At 45.1% G+C, this 20,426-nt stretch carries 19 protein-coding genes; all 19 read left to right on the top strand.

Features of this window, described 5'->3' with window-relative positions:
• The first annotated feature begins 1 nt into the window (after position 1).
• On the top strand, positions 2-1,069 hold the full coding sequence (locus MHI52_RS06825) for a glycosyltransferase family 4 protein (RefSeq protein ID WP_405158717.1): 1,068 nt from the start codon (positions 2-4) through the stop codon (positions 1,067-1,069).
• 21 nt (positions 1,070-1,090) lie between these two features.
• On the top strand, positions 1,091-2,035 hold the full coding sequence (locus MHI52_RS06830) for a glycosyltransferase family 2 protein (RefSeq protein WP_076319067.1): 945 nt from the start codon (positions 1,091-1,093) through the stop codon (positions 2,033-2,035).
• Positions 2,036-2,046: 11 nt separating this feature from the next.
• Positions 2,047-3,069, top strand: a complete 1,023-nt coding sequence (locus tag MHI52_RS06835; protein WP_076209611.1) for a glycosyltransferase — start codon at positions 2,047-2,049, stop codon at positions 3,067-3,069.
• A 43-nt stretch (positions 3,070-3,112) separates the two neighbouring features.
• Complete coding sequence (locus tag MHI52_RS06840) at positions 3,113-4,018, top strand: glycosyltransferase (protein ID WP_235431526.1); 906 nt, start codon at positions 3,113-3,115, stop codon at positions 4,016-4,018.
• A gap of 8 nt (positions 4,019-4,026) precedes the next feature.
• Positions 4,027-5,403: a lipopolysaccharide biosynthesis protein gene (locus MHI52_RS06845; protein ID WP_062833046.1), complete on the top strand. Its 1,377-nt coding sequence runs from the start codon at positions 4,027-4,029 to the stop codon at positions 5,401-5,403.
• Entirely contained in the window at positions 5,390-6,418 is a 1,029-nt protein-coding gene (locus MHI52_RS06850; protein ID WP_253506276.1) for a polysaccharide pyruvyl transferase family protein, read from the top strand. Before MHI52_RS06845 ends, MHI52_RS06850 begins: the two co-directional genes overlap by 14 nt.
• Positions 6,415-7,797, top strand: a complete 1,383-nt coding sequence (locus tag MHI52_RS06855) for a sugar phosphate nucleotidyltransferase (protein WP_105597661.1) — start codon at positions 6,415-6,417, stop codon at positions 7,795-7,797. Before MHI52_RS06850 ends, MHI52_RS06855 begins: the two co-directional genes overlap by 4 nt.
• Positions 7,798-7,829: 32 nt before the next feature.
• The gene (locus MHI52_RS06860; RefSeq protein ID WP_047841972.1) at positions 7,830-9,161 is read left to right on the top strand and encodes a UDP-glucose/GDP-mannose dehydrogenase family protein; all 1,332 of its coding nucleotides are present in this window, start codon (positions 7,830-7,832) and stop codon (positions 9,159-9,161) included.
• 13 nt (positions 9,162-9,174) lie between these two features.
• Positions 9,175-10,095, top strand: coding sequence for an LCP family protein (locus MHI52_RS06865; protein ID WP_253506280.1), 921 nt, complete (start codon positions 9,175-9,177; stop codon positions 10,093-10,095).
• A gap of 21 nt (positions 10,096-10,116) precedes the next feature.
• Positions 10,117-12,276, top strand: coding sequence for a hypothetical protein (locus MHI52_RS06870; RefSeq protein ID WP_405158718.1), 2,160 nt, complete (start codon positions 10,117-10,119; stop codon positions 12,274-12,276).
• Positions 12,277-12,286: 10 nt separating this feature from the next.
• Positions 12,287-12,871 (top strand): VanZ family protein, encoded by a 585-nt coding sequence (locus tag MHI52_RS06875; RefSeq protein WP_253506283.1) that lies wholly within the window; start codon positions 12,287-12,289, stop codon positions 12,869-12,871.
• An 84-nt stretch (positions 12,872-12,955) separates the two neighbouring features.
• Positions 12,956-13,477: a hypothetical protein gene (locus MHI52_RS06880; protein WP_036611303.1), complete on the top strand. Its 522-nt coding sequence runs from the start codon at positions 12,956-12,958 to the stop codon at positions 13,475-13,477.
• Positions 13,478-13,728: 251 nt separating this feature from the next.
• Positions 13,729-13,980 (top strand): hypothetical protein, encoded by a 252-nt coding sequence (locus MHI52_RS06885; protein WP_127551208.1) that lies wholly within the window; start codon positions 13,729-13,731, stop codon positions 13,978-13,980.
• 32 nt (positions 13,981-14,012) lie between these two features.
• Positions 14,013-14,921 carry an ABC transporter ATP-binding protein gene (locus MHI52_RS06890; protein ID WP_253506285.1) on the top strand — a complete coding sequence of 303 codons (909 nt, stop codon included), beginning with the start codon at positions 14,013-14,015 and terminating at the stop codon, positions 14,919-14,921.
• Positions 14,914-15,705, top strand: coding sequence for an ABC transporter permease (locus MHI52_RS06895; RefSeq protein WP_036611300.1), 792 nt, complete (start codon positions 14,914-14,916; stop codon positions 15,703-15,705). The genes MHI52_RS06890 and MHI52_RS06895 overlap by 8 nt, the downstream gene beginning before the upstream one ends.
• A 177-nt stretch (positions 15,706-15,882) precedes the next feature.
• The gene (locus MHI52_RS06900) at positions 15,883-16,956 is read left to right on the top strand and encodes an AI-2E family transporter (RefSeq protein ID WP_405158719.1); all 1,074 of its coding nucleotides are present in this window, start codon (positions 15,883-15,885) and stop codon (positions 16,954-16,956) included.
• 214 nt (positions 16,957-17,170) lie between these two features.
• The gene (locus MHI52_RS06905) at positions 17,171-17,566 is read left to right on the top strand and encodes a GntR family transcriptional regulator (protein ID WP_405158720.1); all 396 of its coding nucleotides are present in this window, start codon (positions 17,171-17,173) and stop codon (positions 17,564-17,566) included.
• Positions 17,567-17,590: 24 nt separating this feature from the next.
• Complete coding sequence (locus MHI52_RS06910) at positions 17,591-18,691, top strand: DUF1648 domain-containing protein (RefSeq protein WP_405158721.1); 1,101 nt, start codon at positions 17,591-17,593, stop codon at positions 18,689-18,691.
• 58 nt (positions 18,692-18,749) lie between these two features.
• Positions 18,750-20,339: a stalk domain-containing protein gene (locus MHI52_RS06915; RefSeq protein WP_405158722.1), complete on the top strand. Its 1,590-nt coding sequence runs from the start codon at positions 18,750-18,752 to the stop codon at positions 20,337-20,339.
• Positions 20,340-20,426 lie beyond the last annotated feature (87 nt).

Raw genomic sequence — 20,426 nt, forward strand, 5'->3', positions numbered from 1 at the left:
CATGAAACCAAAAGTATTGGTTGTTGGATCATCCTTGAAGGATATGGGTGGAATTGTGAGTGTCATCAAAAACATTGAAGATTCCTCCATCTCGGAAATGTATGCTATGCAGCGGGTCGAGACATATATCACGGGCAGCGTATTCTCACGGCTGCTTATTTTTATACGGGGATTCATTCAATTCTGGATGAAACTGTACACGTTCAAGCCGGATATCGTGCATATTCATATGGCGAACAACGGGAGCTTTTATCGGAAGTCTCTATTTCTGCTAACCGCACGAAAGTTGTTTCGAAAGTCAGTCATTCTGCATATACATGCGGCCAGCTTTGATGATTTCTACAATCAATTTGCTCTGCAGCGCAAGTATTGTCATTACATTCTGAATCAGGCAGACAAGTTGATTGTCTTGTCCCAGACGTGGAAAGAATACTTTGCTACGATTGTTCCGGAGACAGCGATTGAGGTTCTTTATAACGGGGTCTTTGTCAAAGAACCGTTTGTAAGAGAACAACAAACAGCCGTTAATGCTCTCTTCATGGGCAGACTGGGTGAGCGAAAAGGAGTCTACGATCTGCTTCAGTCCATTCAGCAATTAAAGGCGCTGGGCGTTACAGCCACCTTTAATCTGGCAGGGGATGGTGAAGTCGAAGAAGTCAAAGCAATCGTGCAACAATATGGAATAGAGAATCGTGTCAATGTACTCGGCTGGATTAACGGAGAGCAAAAGGAAAAACTGATGCGGGAAGCGGATCTACTGGTCCTGCCTTCTTATCATGAGGGATTACCTATGGCCATACTTGAAGCAATGAATTGTGGCTTGCCCATTATATCGACCACCGTCGGAGGCATCCCCGAAGTGATTACATCCGGTCATAATGGGCTGTTAATCGAGCCGGGAGATGTGCACGGGCTGACATCAGCGCTGGAATATCTCATCACGGATGAAGAGGTTAGAGCAAGAATGGGTTCACATAACAGAGAGATTATATCGGATAAGTTCGATATGAATCTTCTCGTAGGCAGATTGTCAGGAATATATGATGCACTTCAAATGAAGGTATCCTAGTGAACAGGAAAAGGTGATGAAATGAACCCCTTGGTATCTTGCATCATTACGACCCATAACCGGGCCGAGTTATTGAAAAATGCGTTGAGAAGTGTACGTGAGCAAACACATCCGTATCTGGAGATTTTCATTGTGGATGATGGATCAGAAGATCAGACGCCAGAGATCTGTCAGGCTTGGACCCGGGAAGATTCACGGATTAGGTACATCCGGGTTCCATATCCCAAAGGAGCCAACCATGCACGGAATGTAGGGATATCCCAAGCCAATGGCAAGTACATTGCCTTCCTGGATGATGATGATGAATGGATGCCTGACAAAATAAAAACCCAGGCGGAAGTGCTGGAGCGTACACAGGAATCATTCACCTTTTGCAGCAAGTATCTCGCATACACGAATGAGCAGCATCAGGTGGTCAAACGGAAATTGTCGGTGGAACCTCGCGATGTTATTCGGTATGAGGATCTGCTTACATTCAACTGGATTGGGGAAACGTCCAAAATCATGGTACTTACCTCACTGGCCCGTGAAGTTCGATTTGATGAAAATCTGACATCCGCTCAGGATTATGATTTTTATCTGCGTATATTGAAACGAGGCTACATCGCCGTGAATGTGAAAGAACCGCTGGTGGATATTAACATCCATAGTGGTCCACGAATTTCAACCTCTACAACGGCCAAGTACAAGGGCCAACGCAAGATTATTTTGAAATACTACAATGACATGTCCAAGGAACAGAAGCGCCGTCAGTTACACCATTATCGAATGCTCGAATGGTCGAGAAATACAGTTCGCAATAACGTTTATTTGAAAAAAGCACTGTCGCTGTACCCTTGGTGGAAAGATTGGGTGCTGCTCAAGCGTAATACCAAAATTATGATGCAAGGATTTCTAATGAGATTTCATGCAAGGCGCGCAGTTGGAACGTATACAGAGGAACCTGTGCGAATGAAACTAAAGTAAGAGGTGCCTGGATGGAAAATCCGACGGTGTATATGCTGCCCAAGATGATTGAGAACAATAAATTCAATGAGCTGTTATCCGATTCCATTGAGAACAAGGGATGGGAAGTGAAACAGTTTACCAAAAGAGATCTAATCAAACTGAAAAAAAATGATGTGCTGCATTTTCATTGGCCTAGCTTCTATTACAGAGGTTCTTCCGTGCTGACAACAGTGATCAAGTCCATTCTGTATGTATTGATGATTTGTTTTGCACGCTTGCGCGGGGCCAAATTGTTCTGGACGGTGCACAACATCTGGCCACACAACAGCGGCAAGACGCGGTTTGATTATTGGATGAGAAAAATACTGGTCCAAAATTGCTCCAAGCTAATTGTCATGGGCAAACCCTTGATCTCGGAGATCTGTTCGACGTTTGGGATTGATTCCAGCCGGATCGAGGTTATTCCGCATGGACATTACAAGGGAGTGTATCAGGGAAAAGGGGTGAATATCCGCTCCAGGTTTGGCATCCCGGAGGATAGTTATGTGTATGCGTTCTTCGGTCAGGTGTCGCCGTACAAGGGCGTGGATGATTTGCTGGAGGCATTCAAGGATCTGGATTCCGAACAAGCCCATCTGTTGATTGCCGGTAAAAAGGTAAAGGATTATGACCTTGGAGATGAATTTCTCAAGAGTGGACATATTCATACTCATTTTCATTTCATCGAAGATGATGAATATTCGGATTATTTTGATGCAGTCGATTCGATCATTCTTCCATACAAGCAAATTGCGACTTCAGGCAGTGCAATTCTGGCATTGACCTTCTGTAAACCGGTGGTGGCACCACGGATTGGATTGTTGGAGGAATATCTGCCTGAAGATTGTGCCGTGCTCTACGAACCTTCCGATCCGGATGGATTGCTTAAAGCGATGAATATGATCCGGTTAAAACAATCGGAGTTTCAGGAAGGCAGTGGTTTTGTCAAAGCGTTGGAGCGGCTGGATTGGCCAGTAATTGCCCAAAGGACACTTACCCTGTACTCCAGTTAGTGCAGATGAACGGGTGGACCTAATTGAAAAATATGGGGATGAAATGATGAAGGTAACCGTCGCGATCTGTACGTATAACCGTGCACAGGATGCGGTAGAGGCCATACGAAGTGCAATACAACAGAATTACGCAAGCAGCGACTATGAGATCATACTCATTGATAACAATTCAAAAGACAACACACGGGAAGTCGTGCTTCAAACCATCTTGCAGCATGAGAACCATTCGATCCGTTATGTGTTGGAAGAAAAGCAAGGCTTGTCTGTCGCCCGTAACCGGGCCATTCACGAGGCGCGCGGCGAGTATATCCTTTTCCTTGACGATGATGCCTTTGCTTGCAGGGACTGGATTCACCAGATCGTTAGTGTGTTTGAGATGAATGAAAATATCGGTTGTGTTGGTGGCAAGATTGATCCGATCTGGGAAGTACCTGAGCCAATGTGGATTCCACCGGAGAACAGGTCGCTATTCACCATTCTGGATTTTGCAGATGAAGTCACTGAAATGAAAAGTCCTTATATTCCATTTGGTGCAAATGTGGCTTTTCGTTTATCTGTCTTTGATCAACTGGCTCCCTTCCGTGAAGATCTTGGAAGAGTGGGGAACAATCTCCTTTCCAGTGAAGAGAGTGAGTTAATTGCAAGAATACGGACAAAGTTCAAGGTATATTACACGCCGTACGGCGCGGTACAACATAAAGTAGCCAAAGAGCGAACGACGAAGAACTGGTTTCTGCGCCGAATCTATTGGCAGGGTGTGAGTGATGCTATTCGTGATCAGGATCGTGGTGTTGTGCGTACGGCCAAACATGGCATCAAGCTTGCACAGGGGATCACAACCTCACTGATCTACATTTATAATGCAGATCGGTTCACACGTCAGCTCGCCAAAGTATGTTACCGAAACGGCATGATTGTTGGGTCGCTTCGTCAAAACAGTAAGGGATGAGGATCGCTATGGCGCAAGTTGCACTTCGCAAAGTATTCAGAGGAAACGGCTTAATGAGTGCCATATTTCAGACAAGTGGAACCAATCTGCTGGTCATGACACTGACGATGTTGTCTTCCATTTTGACGTCACGCATGTTCGGGGTAGAGGGAAAGGGTGCGTTTTCGGCCATTTTGTTCTGGCCGGCGCTCTTAACCGGATTGGTCGGATTCGGACTACCAACTTCTATCATTTATAACATCAAACAGAGCGCAACCGAGAAGAGTGCGCAGTATGTTCGGTTAAGCTTTCTTTTTCAAGTTCCGGTGTGCATCATCATTGGCATTGTGGCCTGGTTTGGATTACCTTTCTGGCTCTCCAGCTTTCCGCCGGAGGTCGTGCAGATATCCAGATGGTATACGATTGCTACCGTTCCTGTACTTATTGTCATCAATCTCATATCAGCGCTCTCGCAGAGTCGGGAGAAATTCGCTGTATATAATGGTATCCGGTTAATGATCCCCCTGTTTAATGTAGGCGGGCTTTTTGTGTTATGGGGTCTGGGCATGCTGAGCATTCAGCTCGCGGCTGCGATCTATTTTGTAACCAGCTTCTCAGTGGTGGCGTGGGCTATCTATGCGAACCGTAATGAATTAAGACTGAGATGGTTCAAGGATCGGGTGGACCAGAGTTCGGCCAAGAAACTTTTTGGTTATGGCAGCAAGGTGTATGGCGTTGAATTACTAGGAACGCTGTATACCCAGTTTGATAAAATCATTATTTTGGCTTTGCTCACCCCGCGTGATTTTGGACTGTATTCCGTCGTATTTGCGTTATCCCGAATCTACAATGCGGTTCAGACGGCGATTAGCAATGTTGTTTTTCCAAAAGTGACCGGATTGCCCCAAGAGCAGATTATTCGAACAGTTGGCAGAGCTTTCCGCATCTCGCTCATGGTCATGATGATCATTGTAATACCCACCATGTTTGTGGGGAACTACCTGATGGGTCTTCTGTTCGGCTCCGAATTTTTGGAAGCGAGCGTAGCGTTTTATATTTTGGCTGTGGAATGCATTATTGGTGGTGGCTCCTGGATTCTGGCATCCGCATTTAATGCACTTGGTCGGCCTGGACTTGTGATGATCAGACAGCTCATTGCACTCTCGGTGACGGTGGCTTTGTTCTTTGTATTCACCCCGCTGTGGGGGCTCAACGGAATTGCAATTGCCTTATTGATCGGGTCCATTGTACGAATGGTGGTTACTGTGGCTGCGATGAAGATTGTATTTAAGGTGAAGTTTGCCGCCATGTTCTATGACAAGGAAGATCTACCGTTTCTCTATGAACGGTTAAACAAAAAAAGAAGAAGAGTCACCCAAGGAGGAGATGGAGATGCTGGGCACTAACAATATTCATCCAATGGAAGAGTTAAAGGGACATTTACGTCAGATTTTGAAGGTCATTCCACCGCGTACCGAAATCTATTATTTGGATTACCCGGTGCATAGCAATGGTGGCGACTTGTTGATTATGAAAGGTACTGAGGCTTTCTTCCGGGACAATGATATTCATGTACGTGCCAGATACAGCATTCTGGATTGCCCTTTGTCTCTCAAGGTACCGGAAGGTATCACGATTGTGTTGCACGGGGGAGGTAACTTTGGTGATCTGTACCCTGCCCATCAGAAATTGAGAGAGCGCATGATTGCCCAGCATCCGAATCATCGGATCGTCATTCTGCCTCAGACGATGTTTTACAAAAGTGATATTGAATTGAAAAAGACAGCCCAAGTATTCAATCGTCATAAGGATGTACACTTTTTTGTCCGGGATACCTTATCTTATGAGATAGCCAGTAAAGAATTTCAACAAACCAATGTGTATCTATCTCCGGATATGGCGCATCAGTTGTGGCCTCTTAAGTCAAAGAGCAAGCCTAGTGCAGAGATGTTGTATTTCTTCCGTAAAGATATTGAGAAGACTCAGAATCAGGTGCATTACGAATCCGTCAGTGGACCCAAGGCCACGTTTAAAGACTGGGAGACATTGTACAACCGGGTAGACCGGAAGATCATTCGCATGATTACATCCCGGTTAAAGTCAGGGAAAGGCAGCTCTTTCGCCCGCTGGTTGTGGTACAAATACTCTGATCGGATGGTACATACGGCCATTAAGGAATTCAATCAATACCAAACCATCACGACATCCCGTCTGCATGGACATATTCTGGCCTGTCTCCTGGATCAACCGAACATCCTGCTGGATAATTCATACGGCAAGAACTCGAATTATTATGCAGCTTGGACCAAGAGCAATCCGGCAGGTAGACTGGAGTCCAATCAGACCAGCACATATAACAAACCAACCGAGACCGGCAAGGGAGCAAGTACGGTTGTGTTGTCGGATGGTGCAGCCCTATGAGAAGTATTCTGTTATCCGGCGGTTCTGGCAAGCGTCTCTGGCCGTTATCCAACGATTCCAGATCCAAGCAATTTCTTAAAGTTCTTCATGGGCCAGAGGGAAATCCGGAATCCATGGTACAGCGGGTATGGAGACAGCTGAATCATGCCGGACTTGCATCAGAGGCGCTTATTGCGACCAGTTTGCCACAGGTGGAGATTCTGACTTCTCAGCTGGGAGACGATGTGAGACTGGTTGTGGAGCCTGAGCGCAGAGATACGTTTCCTGCCATTGCGCTGGCAGCCTCCTATCTGTATTCCGTAGAGAGTGTGAGTCTGAATGAGACGATTGCAGTGTTGCCTGTAGATCCCTTTGTTGAAAAAGAATTCTTCGAAGTGCTGGCAACCTTACCGGAGATGCTTGATAAGTCTGGTGCTGATCTGGCCTTGATGGGAGTTGTGCCGACATACCCGTCAGAGAAGTACGGATACATCATTCCGCAATCCCTATCTTCCAGTGAAAATAACAATGAATACGTGAATGTAGCGAAGTTCCAGGAGAAACCCTGCGAATCTGATGCGGTCCTCATGATTGAGCAGGCCGCATTATGGAATTGCGGGGTTTTTGCTTTTAAACTGGGTTATTTGATCAATCTGCTCATTGAGATGGAACTGCCGATCCAGTATGACGAAATGCTGAAGCAATACGGAAGATTGAACAAGATCAGTTTTGATTACCAAGTTGTCGAGAAGGCAAATCAGATTATCGCTATTCCGTATAACGGCTTCTGGAAAGATCTAGGCACGTGGAACACACTCACGGAAGAGATGGGAAGCTCGGTTGTAGGAAAAGGGTGGATTACGGGAGATTCCTTGAATACCCACTTGGTCAATGAATTGAACATTCCGGTTGCCATATTGGGCTTGTCGGATGTGGTGGTCGCGGTGAGTCCGGATGGCATTCTGGTCAGTGACAAAGAAGCCAGCCCACGGATCAAGGAAATCTTGAAGAATGAGGATCAACGCCCCATGTATGAGGAGCGCAGGTGGGGTTGCTACCGGGTTCTGGATTACACAAGAAACGAAGCTGGCGGCGAGGTTCTCACCAAACGAATCTGCATCAGTGCCGGGAAAAACCTGAGTTATCAATACCATTTGCTTCGCAATGAGGTATGGACGGTTGTATCGGGAACAGGGGAATTGATTCTGGATGGGCAGAGCCGAATGATCGGGCAAGGAGATACGGTGATCATTGACCGGAGTATGCTTCATTCCGTCAGAGCCGTTACGGAACTGGAGATCATTGAAGTACAGATCGGCAGCCAGCTGATTGAGGAAGATATCGTTAGAGTGTCTACTGAATGGCAGGACATTGTTCAGACATATGTGAAGCACGCGTAACCAACACATTAGAACATGGGGGAGATTATGGAATGAATATTACGGTGATTGGCACAGGGTATGTGGGTTTGGTATCGGGCGTATGTTTTTCGGAACTGGGAAATAACGTGATCTGTGTCGACAACAATGTGGAAAAAGTGAATATGTTAATGGACGGTCATGTTCCGATCTATGAACCGGGTCTGAAGGATATCATGAATGCCAATATGAAAGCAGGAAGGCTGTCCTTCACCACCAACATTCAGGATGCTATCAGTCGTTCGGATATCATCATTATCGCGGTGGGTACGCCATCCCTGCCTAATGGCGAAGCAAATCTGAGCTTTATTGAGCTTGTCGCGCGAGAAATAGGTTCTTATATGGATAATTATAAAATAATAATGACTAAAAGCACTGTTCCTGTCGGAACCAACGATCGTATTCAGGAATGGATCAGCAGTTTGACGAATCATCCATTCGACATGGCATCGGTACCGGAGTTCCTGCGAGAAGGTACCGCTGTCCAGGATACGCTCTATCCTGACCGGATAGTCATTGGGACACATAGTGAGCGGGCAGTCGCCACGTTGAAAGAGCTGCATCAGCCATTAACCGATCAGATTATTGTTACGGATATTCGCTCGGCGGAAATGATTAAATATGCATCCAACGCTTTCCTGGCAACCAAGATCTCATTTATCAACGAAATCTCTAACATCTGTGAAAAAGTAGGAGCAGATGTCAGTCGTGTTGCCGAAGGCATGGGCTATGACAGACGAATCGGTGCCTCCTTTCTCAAGGCAGGCATTGGTTACGGAGGTTCCTGTTTCCCTAAGGATACACAAGCTCTGATTCAAATTGCAGGTAATGTGGATTATGACTTCAAACTGCTGAAGTCCGTGGTGGAAGTGAACAAAGATCAACGCTTCAACGTCATTCGTAAACTGGAAGACGCACTAGGCTCACTCGAAGGGAAGGAGATTGCCATCTGGGGGCTCGCTTTCAAACCAGATACCGATGACGTTCGTGATGCTCCGGCGATTGAGATCATTCAACGTTTACTTGAGCAGGGAGCAGTGATTCGGGCATATGACCCCATCGCTACCGAGAACTTCCGCAAAGAGGTGGATTCCCCATCAATTACATGGGAAGAGCGTGCCATGAAAGCGGCGGAAGGTGCTGATGCACTCTGTGTTCTGACGGAATGGAAAGAGTTCATGGAGGTTAATCTGACTGATTTGGCAGCGCATATGAATCAACCCATCCTGATTGATGGAAGAAACATCTACGGAGAAGATCAGATTAAAGACACGTCCTTCCAATACTACTCCGTTGGTCGTCCAGGTCTAACCAATATCGATGGTAGAAAAACGGCAGTCATCTAACGGAGGCCATAACATGAGACGCGGGATCAAAATAACATTAGGTGCCATTTCCCTTGTTGCAGTTGTCATGATTGGATATTCTGTGTATCTGTATTCGCATGTTAAATCAGCGGCGGATCAAATGTATGAACCCCGGGAACCCATCAAGCAGGTATCTATTGTAGACCAGCGGGGTGGGGGAGATTTCCCTGTGGACATGGAGAATGAAGAACCTTTTAATGCTTTGATTCTGGGTGTGGATGAACGTTCCAATGATCGGGGGCGCTCCGACACCATGATTGTATTAAGTGTTAATCCTGCGAAAAAATCTGCACTTATGTTTAACATTCCCCGAGATACCAGAACGAATATTGTTGGTCACGGCACGGAGGATAAGATCAACCATGCCTATGCTTTTGGGGGCGTTAACATGTCTGTGCAGACCGTGGAACAATTGCTCAACGTTCCCATACATTACTACATGAAAGTGAATATGGAGGGCTTTGCACAAGTCATCGACATGGTGGGTGGAGTGGATGTGAATAACCCGTTTGCATTTGACTATGAGGGTTACCGGTTCGAGCAAGGGAATATTCATCTGGATGGTGAAGCTGCTTTGGGATTTTCGCGGATGCGTTATGATGATCCGAAGGGAGATCTCGGGCGGAATGACCGCCAGCGGGAGATCATCAAACAAGTGCTGAAGAATACGGTCCAGGTATCCAACGTATTGCAACTGGAGACGTTGCTGGACGAAGTCAGTGCTCACGTCAGAACCGACGTTACCTTTGATGAGATGAAGCAGATGTTCTCCAATTATCGTTCGGTAATGGATCATATTGAATCCGTTGAGATTAAAGGCACGGGCAAGAAAATAGACGGAGTGTATTACTATATCGTGGAACAATCGGAACGAGACAGGATACATCAGATGATTGAAGAACATTCAAAATGATCGGATAGGGCGGTGAACCAGATGCGTATCTCCAGGCTAATGAAATTGTCCCTGATTGTGCTACTAATGTATATGCTCATGATACCGGCAAGTACAAATTATGTTCAATCAGCTCAAAACTATCAATGGAAGAATATACCTATTGGTGGTGGGGGGTACGTTACAGGCGTGGTTATTCATCCGACTGAGCCTGATCTGGTTTACGCTCGAACTGACGTTGGAGGAGTATATCGGTTGGATGTAGCTTCAGGGGATTGGGTCCCACTACTGGATCATTTTGGAGATGAGGATAGCAATCTGTACGGCGTGGATGGAATTGCGCTGGATCAGCAAAACCCCAATGTCGTGTATATCGCTGCCGGGAAGTACGGGAACGTGGGGCCGAGTGATATTCTGAAATCCACAGATCGGGGAGAAACCTGGATTCGAACCGGACTTAATCTTCGGAATGAATCAAATGGAAATATCCATCGAGCCATGGGAGAGAGCATCGCGGTTAATCCCACGAACTCCAATTACCTGCACGTGGGTACACGATATGATGGATTGTACACTTCCAGTGATGGTGCAGCCACGTGGAGCAAGGTATGGGATGTACCTAGCGGGCTATCCGGTGAGGGAATTCGGAGTGTAGCTTATGGATTGAATCCCGTGACAAAGCAAGGTCAAGTTGTGTATGCGGGGGTTCGCGGCATTGGTGTGTATAGCAAAGCACCAAGAAGCAATGGACAGACCACTTGGCAACTTACCGGGAGAAGTCCCGAATATCCTGCACGTATGACTGTGGCGAAGAACGGGACGTTGTATGTGACCACGGATAATCAGGGGGTCTACAAGTTCAATGGTGTGCAGTGGACGAATATAACACCCAGCTCTAGTTACTCATCTTATTATGGAATCACGATTGATCCCAATAATGATAATCACATCCTGGCAGCCGTTCGAACAGGCGGAGATAATCTGCCACTGTATCGTTCCGTTAATGGCGGACAGAGTTGGACAACAGTGAGCAAAACGCTGGTATCCAAACCGTCCTGGTGGACACCCAACATGTTTTTCTCAGCGACATCCAGTATCAAGTTTGATCCACATAATCCGGGCACCGTATACGCTACAGACTGGTTTGGCGTGTACAAGACGGAAAATATCAATGGTACCAATGGATTGACTGGCAATACAGCGAGTACTTGGGAAGCCATTACCGATGGTCATGAAGAAGTCGTCGCACTCACGGCATCCACACCACCTCAGGGTGTTTCATTCTTCAGTGGTTTAACGGATCAAGTCGGATTTAGACATGAAAATGTAACCGATGTTCCTCTTAATAAAATCCCGCTCTCAGGTATGCGAGAAATTGTGAGTATTGACTATCACGAGGCAAATCCGAATTACATGATATTTCTGGGAAGCAGTGACTGGTATGGTACCACCACACGTTTATTTGTCTCTTCCAATAACGGAGTTACGGTAACTCCAATGAATGTTCCGGCTGGCTCCAAACTGGGGAGGGTCGCCTACTCGGCCATCAATCCAAATGTAATTGTTTATTACCCCCAGACCGGTAATCCGGTCAGAAGCACGAATCGTGGCGCAACATGGCAAAATATGAATGGTGCCCCTTTTCAGGCCATCGGGGGGAATATGGTCTTTGCCTATAATTATCCACTGGCTGCGGATCGCATCAATGGATATAAATTTTATATGTATGCTGCTGGTTATCTGTATCGGTCTACGGATGCAGGTGCCAACTGGTCCAAGGCGAATACGGTTCGCCTTCCGATTAATACGGATATCAATACAAGCTTCATTAAAGTCGAGGCTGCACCTGGCGTGGCGAATAATGTATGGGTGAGTCTGGGAACCGATGGATTATATGCATCAACGAATTCGGGAAATACTTTTTCCAAGATCCAGGGTGTGCAGAATTCCAAATTATTTGCCTTTGGTAAAGCTCAGCCCGGCAGATTGGTTCCAGCTGTCTATGTATATGGCACCGTAAATAACGTGAATGGATTCTTCCGTTCCGATGATATGGGGGTAACCTGGAACAATATAGGTCCTTTAGGTAATGGAATCGGGCTGGGCAATGAACCGCAAATTATGGCGGCAGACCGTCAAATCTATGGTCAGGTATATGTAGGTACAAATGGCAGAGGCATGTATGTTGGATCAATAAAATAACGAGAGAGATATGAAAGTGGTGAAGATTAAAATGATGGAGGAGGGCTCCGGGCGCACGAGACAAAAGCATGTACGAAGAACGTACGGATTTCTCATTGCTCTGCTGTTGATTGTGATCTGGATTCTGGTTATCTGGTCCATGTCCACGCAATCCTCTCAACAGCAAGACATCCAGCCTTGGCTTCATAAATGGTCTCAAAAATTGCACATCGGTTTTACACTTCCTGATGTGCAATTCACTTACGGGGAGTATGAGTATTCGCTGAAGCAGAGGCCGTATGATTTTGCAGAGTTCATCTTTCGCAAGAGTGCGCATTTATTTGTATACGCTGTGCTTGCCGTGCTTGTCTATGGCGGGCTGCGGTATAGAAGAACATCCCTTGTAACCAGTATCGTTTCTGCTCTGGCTGTGGTGTTTGTTATAGCCTCCATTGATGAGTATATTCAGCAGTTCAGCCCGGACAGGACAAGCTCGATACGTGATGTTGGAGTAGACTTGCTCGGCGGTTGCTGTGGGATTGCCATATATGCAGGACTTCAGTCCATGATCCGAAGGATCAGAAAGGGAAAGCGTACTTCCATTCACAGCGAGTGATTTCCCAGGAAATTAGATGTATCGTTCAACTTCTACTTGTCTGCCATCCATCATAAGTATGGAGTAGGACAAGGAGGACTGGACATGCTGCGAAGAAGGAACCGCAATGCTTTGCTCAAAAAGATCGGGTTCATCGCGATCATTGTATTATTGCTGTGGTTGATTGCCAGAACCATTCCGTATCTGTTTCAGGCAGATACATCGGATGAAGCTGCTGCTGTTGCCGAAGAGTTTTACAAATATGAGCAGACGGGTGACTTCGGCAGTTCATGGGAACTCTTTCATCCCCTGATGAAAGAGCGGTTTCCAAAGAGTGCTTACGTACAGAACAGAGCACATATATTTATGCAGCACTTTGGCGTGGAAACGTTTGAGCTGGAGATGGAAAAGCCGGAGCGCGAGTTCGATGTAACCGTGATCGATGGCGTTAAGCCATTTTCTGAAGCCTACAGAATCCGGGTCACCCAGAAGTACTCAGGTACCTTTGGCCAATTCGATATTGTGCAGACCTGTTATCTGGTAGAGGATGGCGATGAGTGGACCTTACTTTGGTATTATCCAAATCAGAAAAACGAGGATACCTCGCAGGTCGACAATAGTGACTGATCAGGAAATAGTATTAACCCATACATTGAACCGAATTGTATCATTTACCTAACATAAGGCTCCAAAAATGCGAGACTTTTGTCGCATTTTTGGAGCTTTTTTTGTGTTTTGCTTGTTTTTATAGCTTTAAAGCCTTGACATTAGTCCCGGTGTCAAGTAAATTACGAGATAGATACAAAATGTATCAATTTTCAGCGTCTAACGACAAATAACAAGGACTTCTAAGCTCCTTGTGAGGGGAAGGAATATCATTGATCGAAACGGGCCGCTTTTACTGTGTCAGTTGTGGGATGATTGTGTCGGTCACTAGAAGCTCTGTCGAAATGAAGGAAGAGGGCAATGGAGGCAATCACGTATTTCGCACCGGATTCTACCGGAGTGAAATGCCGCTTGGATGCTGTGAAGCGTGTGTAGTTGAAGCGAAACGTCAGGGGAAATCCCAGTTTGCGGGACAATATACTAAAGATTATGATACACTATGTGCATATGAGAAACGGGCATGAATGATGTGCTCGTCCATGAAGGAGGGGATTGAATGCAGCAGGAGCCGGTCGTCCGGATTCAGGGCGTCAGCAAGATCATATCCTCCCGATCATTGGTCAGCGACCTGACTCTGGATATTTCTCCGGGGCAGGTTTTTGGTTTTTTAGGACCTAATGGCGCGGGAAAAACAACGACGATTCGAATGATGGTTGGACTGATGTCCATCAGTAAAGGTGACATTTTCATCTCGGGACACAGTGTAAAGAATGAATTTGAGAAGGCGGTAGCCCAGGTAGGAGCTATTGTGGAAAATCCGGAAATGTACAAGTTTCTGACCGGGTACCAAAATCTCGTTCACTTTGCTCGCATGTCGCCGGGAGTTACGAAGGAACGTATTGCGGAAACAATTGAGCGTGTGGGGCTCACAGCTCGTATTCACGATAAGGTCAAAACCTATTCACTGGGCATGCGCCAGCGTCTGGGGGTCGCGCAAGCGATATTACATAAACCGAAGCTGCTTGTACTGGATGAGCCGACCAATGGTTTGGACCCACAGGGTATACGGGAACTGAGAGATTATTTACGTCAGCTCACCCAAGAGGAAGGTATTACGGTCTTTGTATCCAGTCATTTATTGTCGGAGATGGAGCTGATGTGTGATACGGTGGCCATCATCCAGAACGGCAAGTTGATTGATGTAAGAAACCTTCGGGCTCAAGCCGGTTCGGATGCATTAATCGAAGTTGCTTTTGAGCTGAATGATGCTGACCGCGCTGCGGATCTGATTCAGGGTGCTGTCGTACAGGGCAATGTCCTGATGATGCGGGTGTCTCGTGAGCAGATTCCGGATATCAATGCCAAGCTGGTTAGCGAAGGGTTTCAGGTATACGGTATTCGTAACGTGACTCACACCCTGGAAGAACAATTCTTGCAAGTCACTGGGGGTGGAGGCATTGGGTAGTTTTGGTAATCTGATATTGAACGAGAATATGAAAATTTTCCGTCGTCCCCGTACCTGGATCATGTTATCGATTCTGGCGCTGATCTCGCTATTAATGCCAGTGTTACTGCGAGAAGGCATGGGGTCCAATGAAGTTTTGTACTGGGAAGCGGCTGTAACGACCATCCAGATTACGTTTTTCCTGAACACGATCTTTTGTGTCGTGATTGCAGCGGAATCGGTTGCGGGCGAATTTACCTGGGGAACCATTAAGCTGTTGCTGATCCGTCCATGGTCACGAAGCAAAGTTCTTGCTTCCAAATATCTGACCGTCGTTGGCTTCAGTATTGTCAGTACATTGCTGATCATCGCGATGGCCATGCTAACGTCTTATATCCTTTTCTCGCATGATGCTCCGGGAGGAAGCGGTAGTCCGGCTACGAATGCTCTGACGTTATGGGGATATTTGTACGTTGATCTGTTCATTACGCTTGCGATTGCCTTTATGGTGTCCTCCGTATTTCGTTCAGGTGCACTTGCGATTGGATTATCTCTGTTCATTATGTTCTCACAGAGTATCTTCTCACTCATATTCAATCCGGTCCGTTATGAGTGGGCCAAGTATGTTCTATTCAACAACATGGATCTTAGCAAATACATGACCTCCGGGGCAGATTTTGCGCTAATGGGTGGTCCAAGTGCAGGAATGACACTGGGTTTCTCCATTGCAGTTCTGGCGGTGTATTACGTTATTTTCATGGTGATTTCCTGGGTTGTATTCAGCAAAAGAGATGTGGCAGGCTAACGCCTGCTTCTTTTTTTTGCTCCAATGTTTGTTTTGGAAAGAAAATAAGTGTATATTCAGCATCGCCTGTGGCATGACTGTCATTTAAGGGTACTTAGTATCATAAGTAAATGACTAGATATACATATGAACGCCGCAGTCACTTTGGCAGAGCAGCGCATGGAGGGATCACGTTTCTTGATAAATAACAAGTTCTACCGCATATGTACAGCGATTATTCTGCTGCTGCTCATCGTGTATCTGGGGGAAAAAGTGAACTTTATTTTCAGCCCCCTGACCTCACTGATTCACATCATCATCATTCCGCTGCTGATTGCTGGTTTCTTCTATTATCTGCTGCGCCCGCTTGTCGATTATATGGAAAGACATAAGATCAAACGTGCATTATCAGTTCTGATTATTTATGTCGTAATTGCACTAATACTTGCAGGTTTTAGTGTGCTTGTATGGCCTTCCCTGCGTGAACAATTGATGAATTTCGTAGAGAATGCTCCAGCGTTGGTTACTTCACTCAGCGATCAGTTGAATGCACTTGAAAAGAGCAATGTTGTATCCAGATACCTGCCTGATGATTCCAATCTATTCTCACGATTATCCGATGTTCTGAGTCAAGGGATCACTCAGGTAACCAATTATGTCTCCGGGTTATTCTCCGTGGTATCCAATCTGGTTATTATTCTGGCAACGTTCCCGATCATGTTGTATTACATGCTCAAGGAAGGCAACAAGTTTGGAACGAATCTGACCTTATTGTTGCCAAGACATTATCGGAAGGATGGGGAAGAAACCGTCCATGAGATTGATGAAGCACTAAGTAACTATATTGTTGGCCGGGTTATTGTTAATGTAGCCTTGGGGATTCTGATGTACATCGGTTTTCTCTTTCTTGGGTTGCCATATGCACTTCTCTTGACGGTTGTATCCATTATTCTGAACTTCATCCCTTATGTGGGTGCTTTGCTGGCAGCTATTCCGGTTGTCATTGTTGCGTTTATCGAATCACCTTCGATGGCGATCTGGTCACTGGTCATCATTGTAATCGCACAGCAAATTCAGGATAACCTGATCTCACCGTATGTCTATGGCAAACAGCTCGATATTCATCCACTGACTACCGTTATCCTTTTGCTCGTGGGTGCTGACCTGGGAAATATCTTGGGTATGATCATCGTGATTCCCCTATATATGATTCTGAAAATTATAGTTCGCAAAATCCATTATCGGATTGTCGAAGATAAGACTGAAACTTAAATGGAATTTGAAATACAACGCTGTCATGTGCCACTACTAATGTTTGTTCTTGAATCACATCGATAAGCTCAACAGGATAAGCCGCATATCAATGGTGAAGGGGCAGGTAAGTTTGCCTTCGCCATTGGTATGCGGCTTTTTTTCATACATATTGCTCACTTATGTTATACCTGTTATACTTGATATATAACAGACAACAAAAGAAGGTGAACCCTTGATTATTCAACTGGATATGCAATCCGAACTTCCCATCTATGCGCAACTTGTTTATCAAATTATTGAAGGTATTGCTAGTGGTGAGTTACAGCTAGGTGAGGCGTTACCTTCGGTTCGGAATTTGGCCGCAGATATCGGTGTTAACCTTCACACCGTCAACAAGGCTTATACACTACTCAAGCAAGATGGATACATTCTGGTTCATAGACAAAAGGGAGTTGTAGTGAACCCTGATGGAATGCCTGGTTTAACGGATGATTTTTTGAAAAAGCAGCAAAGAGAATTAAGACCGATTATTGCGGAAGCGATCTGTCGTGGAATGACTAAAGAAGAATTATCTGCAGTGTTAGACCAAATGTATGATGATGTGAAGATAGGTCACAACAAAGAATAATGGAATCAAGGGAGTGTGTTATGTATGCAGCTATTTAGTATATTACCTATCATTTTAATCTTTGCTCCATTAGCCTTACTTCTATCTTTTACACCATATCTGACAAGGGAAACCATTAGCTTTGGGGTTACGGTAAGTCAATATAATTACTACACACCCATCTTACGTAAGCTAAGAAGTACGTTTGCTACAGTAAGTCTGATCGGAAACGGGATGGTTATACTTGTCTGTCTGTATTTTCTCCGATCTGCTAATGAAGATGCTACCGCAATGATTACCGGTGTTAGCACAATGATATTTATTGTGTACTGGACGGCGCTACACATCTTATTTCATTTCAAGATGAAAAAGATAAAAGGAACACTTACAACTGTAGAAGCACCTCAAAGAGTTAAAATCGATACCACCTTCCGCCAAAATAAACTCACCTATTCCAACTATTGGTTTCTCATTCACATGGCTATTATTGTTGCCATTGCGATCATTTCGATCCTGAATTATAAGGCACTACCTAACGTCATTCCAATAAAATATGATCTTCAAGGCCATGTCACTTCCAGTGTGCCTAAAACTTACCTCTCGGTACTGGCTATTAATCTTGTACAGCTAGGAATCATTGCACTTATGATGTTGGTTAACTGGAGTATTAAATCAAGCAAACAACAACTTACTCCGTCTAATCCGGGCCAATTTGCTACTGAAAATATTCAATTCCGCCGTAAATGGTCCCTATTTACGCTTGTAACAGGCTTACTTCTTACCATCTTATTTGCCTTCATTCAGATCAATATGTTCGTCCCTAATCTGGTCTTGTTAACAGCTATTAGCTTCATCACTCCTGTGGTGATCGTGTTAGGTGTTGTATGGCTGTCTCTCACAGGCAGACAAGGCGGTGGGAAAATTCGTAATCAACAAGAGGATCACGAACGATCTAAGGAGCAACCTGTGAATGACGATGATTATTGGAAGTTTGGGTTTATTTACTTCAATGCCAATGATCCTTCTTTAACCATAGAAAAGCGTTATGGAATAGGCTGGACAATTAACTTCGCTCGTCCACTATCTTGGGTCCTGTTGTTATTCATCATTGCTATTGTTGTTATAAGCATAGTCCTGAGCCAATAAATGCTCATAATGCTATGCATATAATAGATGAAATTAATTATTAGGAGGAGTTATTACAATGAACAATTGGAAAAAGCTATTACTTTCTCTTACTTTCGTAGGTCTCATCCTTCCGGTAACATCCATCTCAGAAGCTGCTGAAAAATCCGCTGGTAGTGAAAATCTTGTTCCTATTCGTGAGATTGCAGAAAAGAATGGGGCAGAGGTATCTTGGCAACAAAAGACAGGAGAAATCACAATACGAAAAAGTGAGCTTACGATTGTAGTTAAGGTAGGAGAGAAACAGGCGATGGTGAATGGGCAAGCCATATCCTTAGACAATCCTGTTCAGTTAACGAAAGGAACTACCTATATGGATGGGGCATTTCTTTCCGAGACGCTGAAGGCAGCACCTGAGGATATATTCATTTCCCTTATTAGTGAGGGCGATGGCAAGGAGGCTGCCAAGTATGTTCATACCTCTGTTAGTGGAGTGTTGTCACCCACGTTGTTGAGTCAGCTGTGGGGAGCTTTAGAAGGACAAAATGGCAAAATTACAAGTGAAGCCATAGCTAAGCATGTAGAAAATAATACAGTGCATCGCAATGTTACCTATACGTTCAAAACAGAGCTAACTCGTTTAAATATTACGGTCAGAATGAATCATAACGGACTTGTGGATGATTTGCATATTGCCGCCGCTACGCCAGATGTGTATCAAAAACCAAGCTACGACGACCCCTCTACCTATACAGAACAAGACATTACGGTTGGTCAGGGTGATTTAGCTTTGCCAGGGACATTAACTTTGCCCAAGGGAGAGGGACCTTTCCCGGTTGTCATTCTGGTACACGGATCTGGGCCTAGCAATCAAGATGCTGCCATTGGTGGTGCAAAGCCGTTTCGCGATCTTGCGGTAGGTTTAGCTTCACAAGGAGTTGCTGTATTAAGATACGATAAGGTCACGTATGAGCATACCTATAAGGTGGCTTCACAGCCTAAATTCACATTAAAACAAGAGAGCGTAGATCAGGTAAACGATGCAGTGGAATTGCTTAAAAAGAATACACATATTGATTCTACAGCGATTTTTGTAGCTGGACATAGTCAAGGCGGGTTTGCAATGCCGTTAATCATTGCTGAGGATAAACAACATGATATTGCAGGAAGTATTCTACTTGCTGCACCAAGTAGTAGCTTTGCGGATGTGCTTACCGAGCAGCAGGACGAATTGGTAGAGCGGATGAAGCAGCTTGGTTTAGACACGGATGTCATTCAAGGGCAAGCTGATTTTTATAAAAATGTGGCTGCGATGGTTAAAGATCCAAAATATTCTGTAGATCATCTTCCTGAGGCGTTTCCACTTCAACCTGCTTATTGGTGGTTTGAGCAGAGAGATTATGTGCCTGCGGAACTGGCTAAAACACAAAATACACCTATGCTTGTTATACAAGGCGAAAACGATGTGCAAGTGTCTATGAATCAATTCCAAACCTGGAAATCGTCTCTTCAGGGTCATTCCAATGTAACGTACAATAGCTATCCAAAGGTAAATCATCTTTTATCCAGCTATGATGGACTTTCAATCGGTCAAGAGTACGCTGAGCCATCTAATGTCTCCAAAGCCATTATCGATGATATTGTGAAGTGGGTATTAAAATCAAACTAAAAACAGGAGTTCCATTCTTGGTTGAATGATTACATGGAGAAGTGACGGATGGGGCGAGATATAAGTAAGAAGAGCACTTACCGATGT

This window comes from Paenibacillus sp. FSL H8-0283 (assembly GCF_045040675.1).
Taxonomy (GTDB): Bacteria; Bacillota; Bacilli; order Paenibacillales; family Paenibacillaceae; genus Paenibacillus; species Paenibacillus amylolyticus.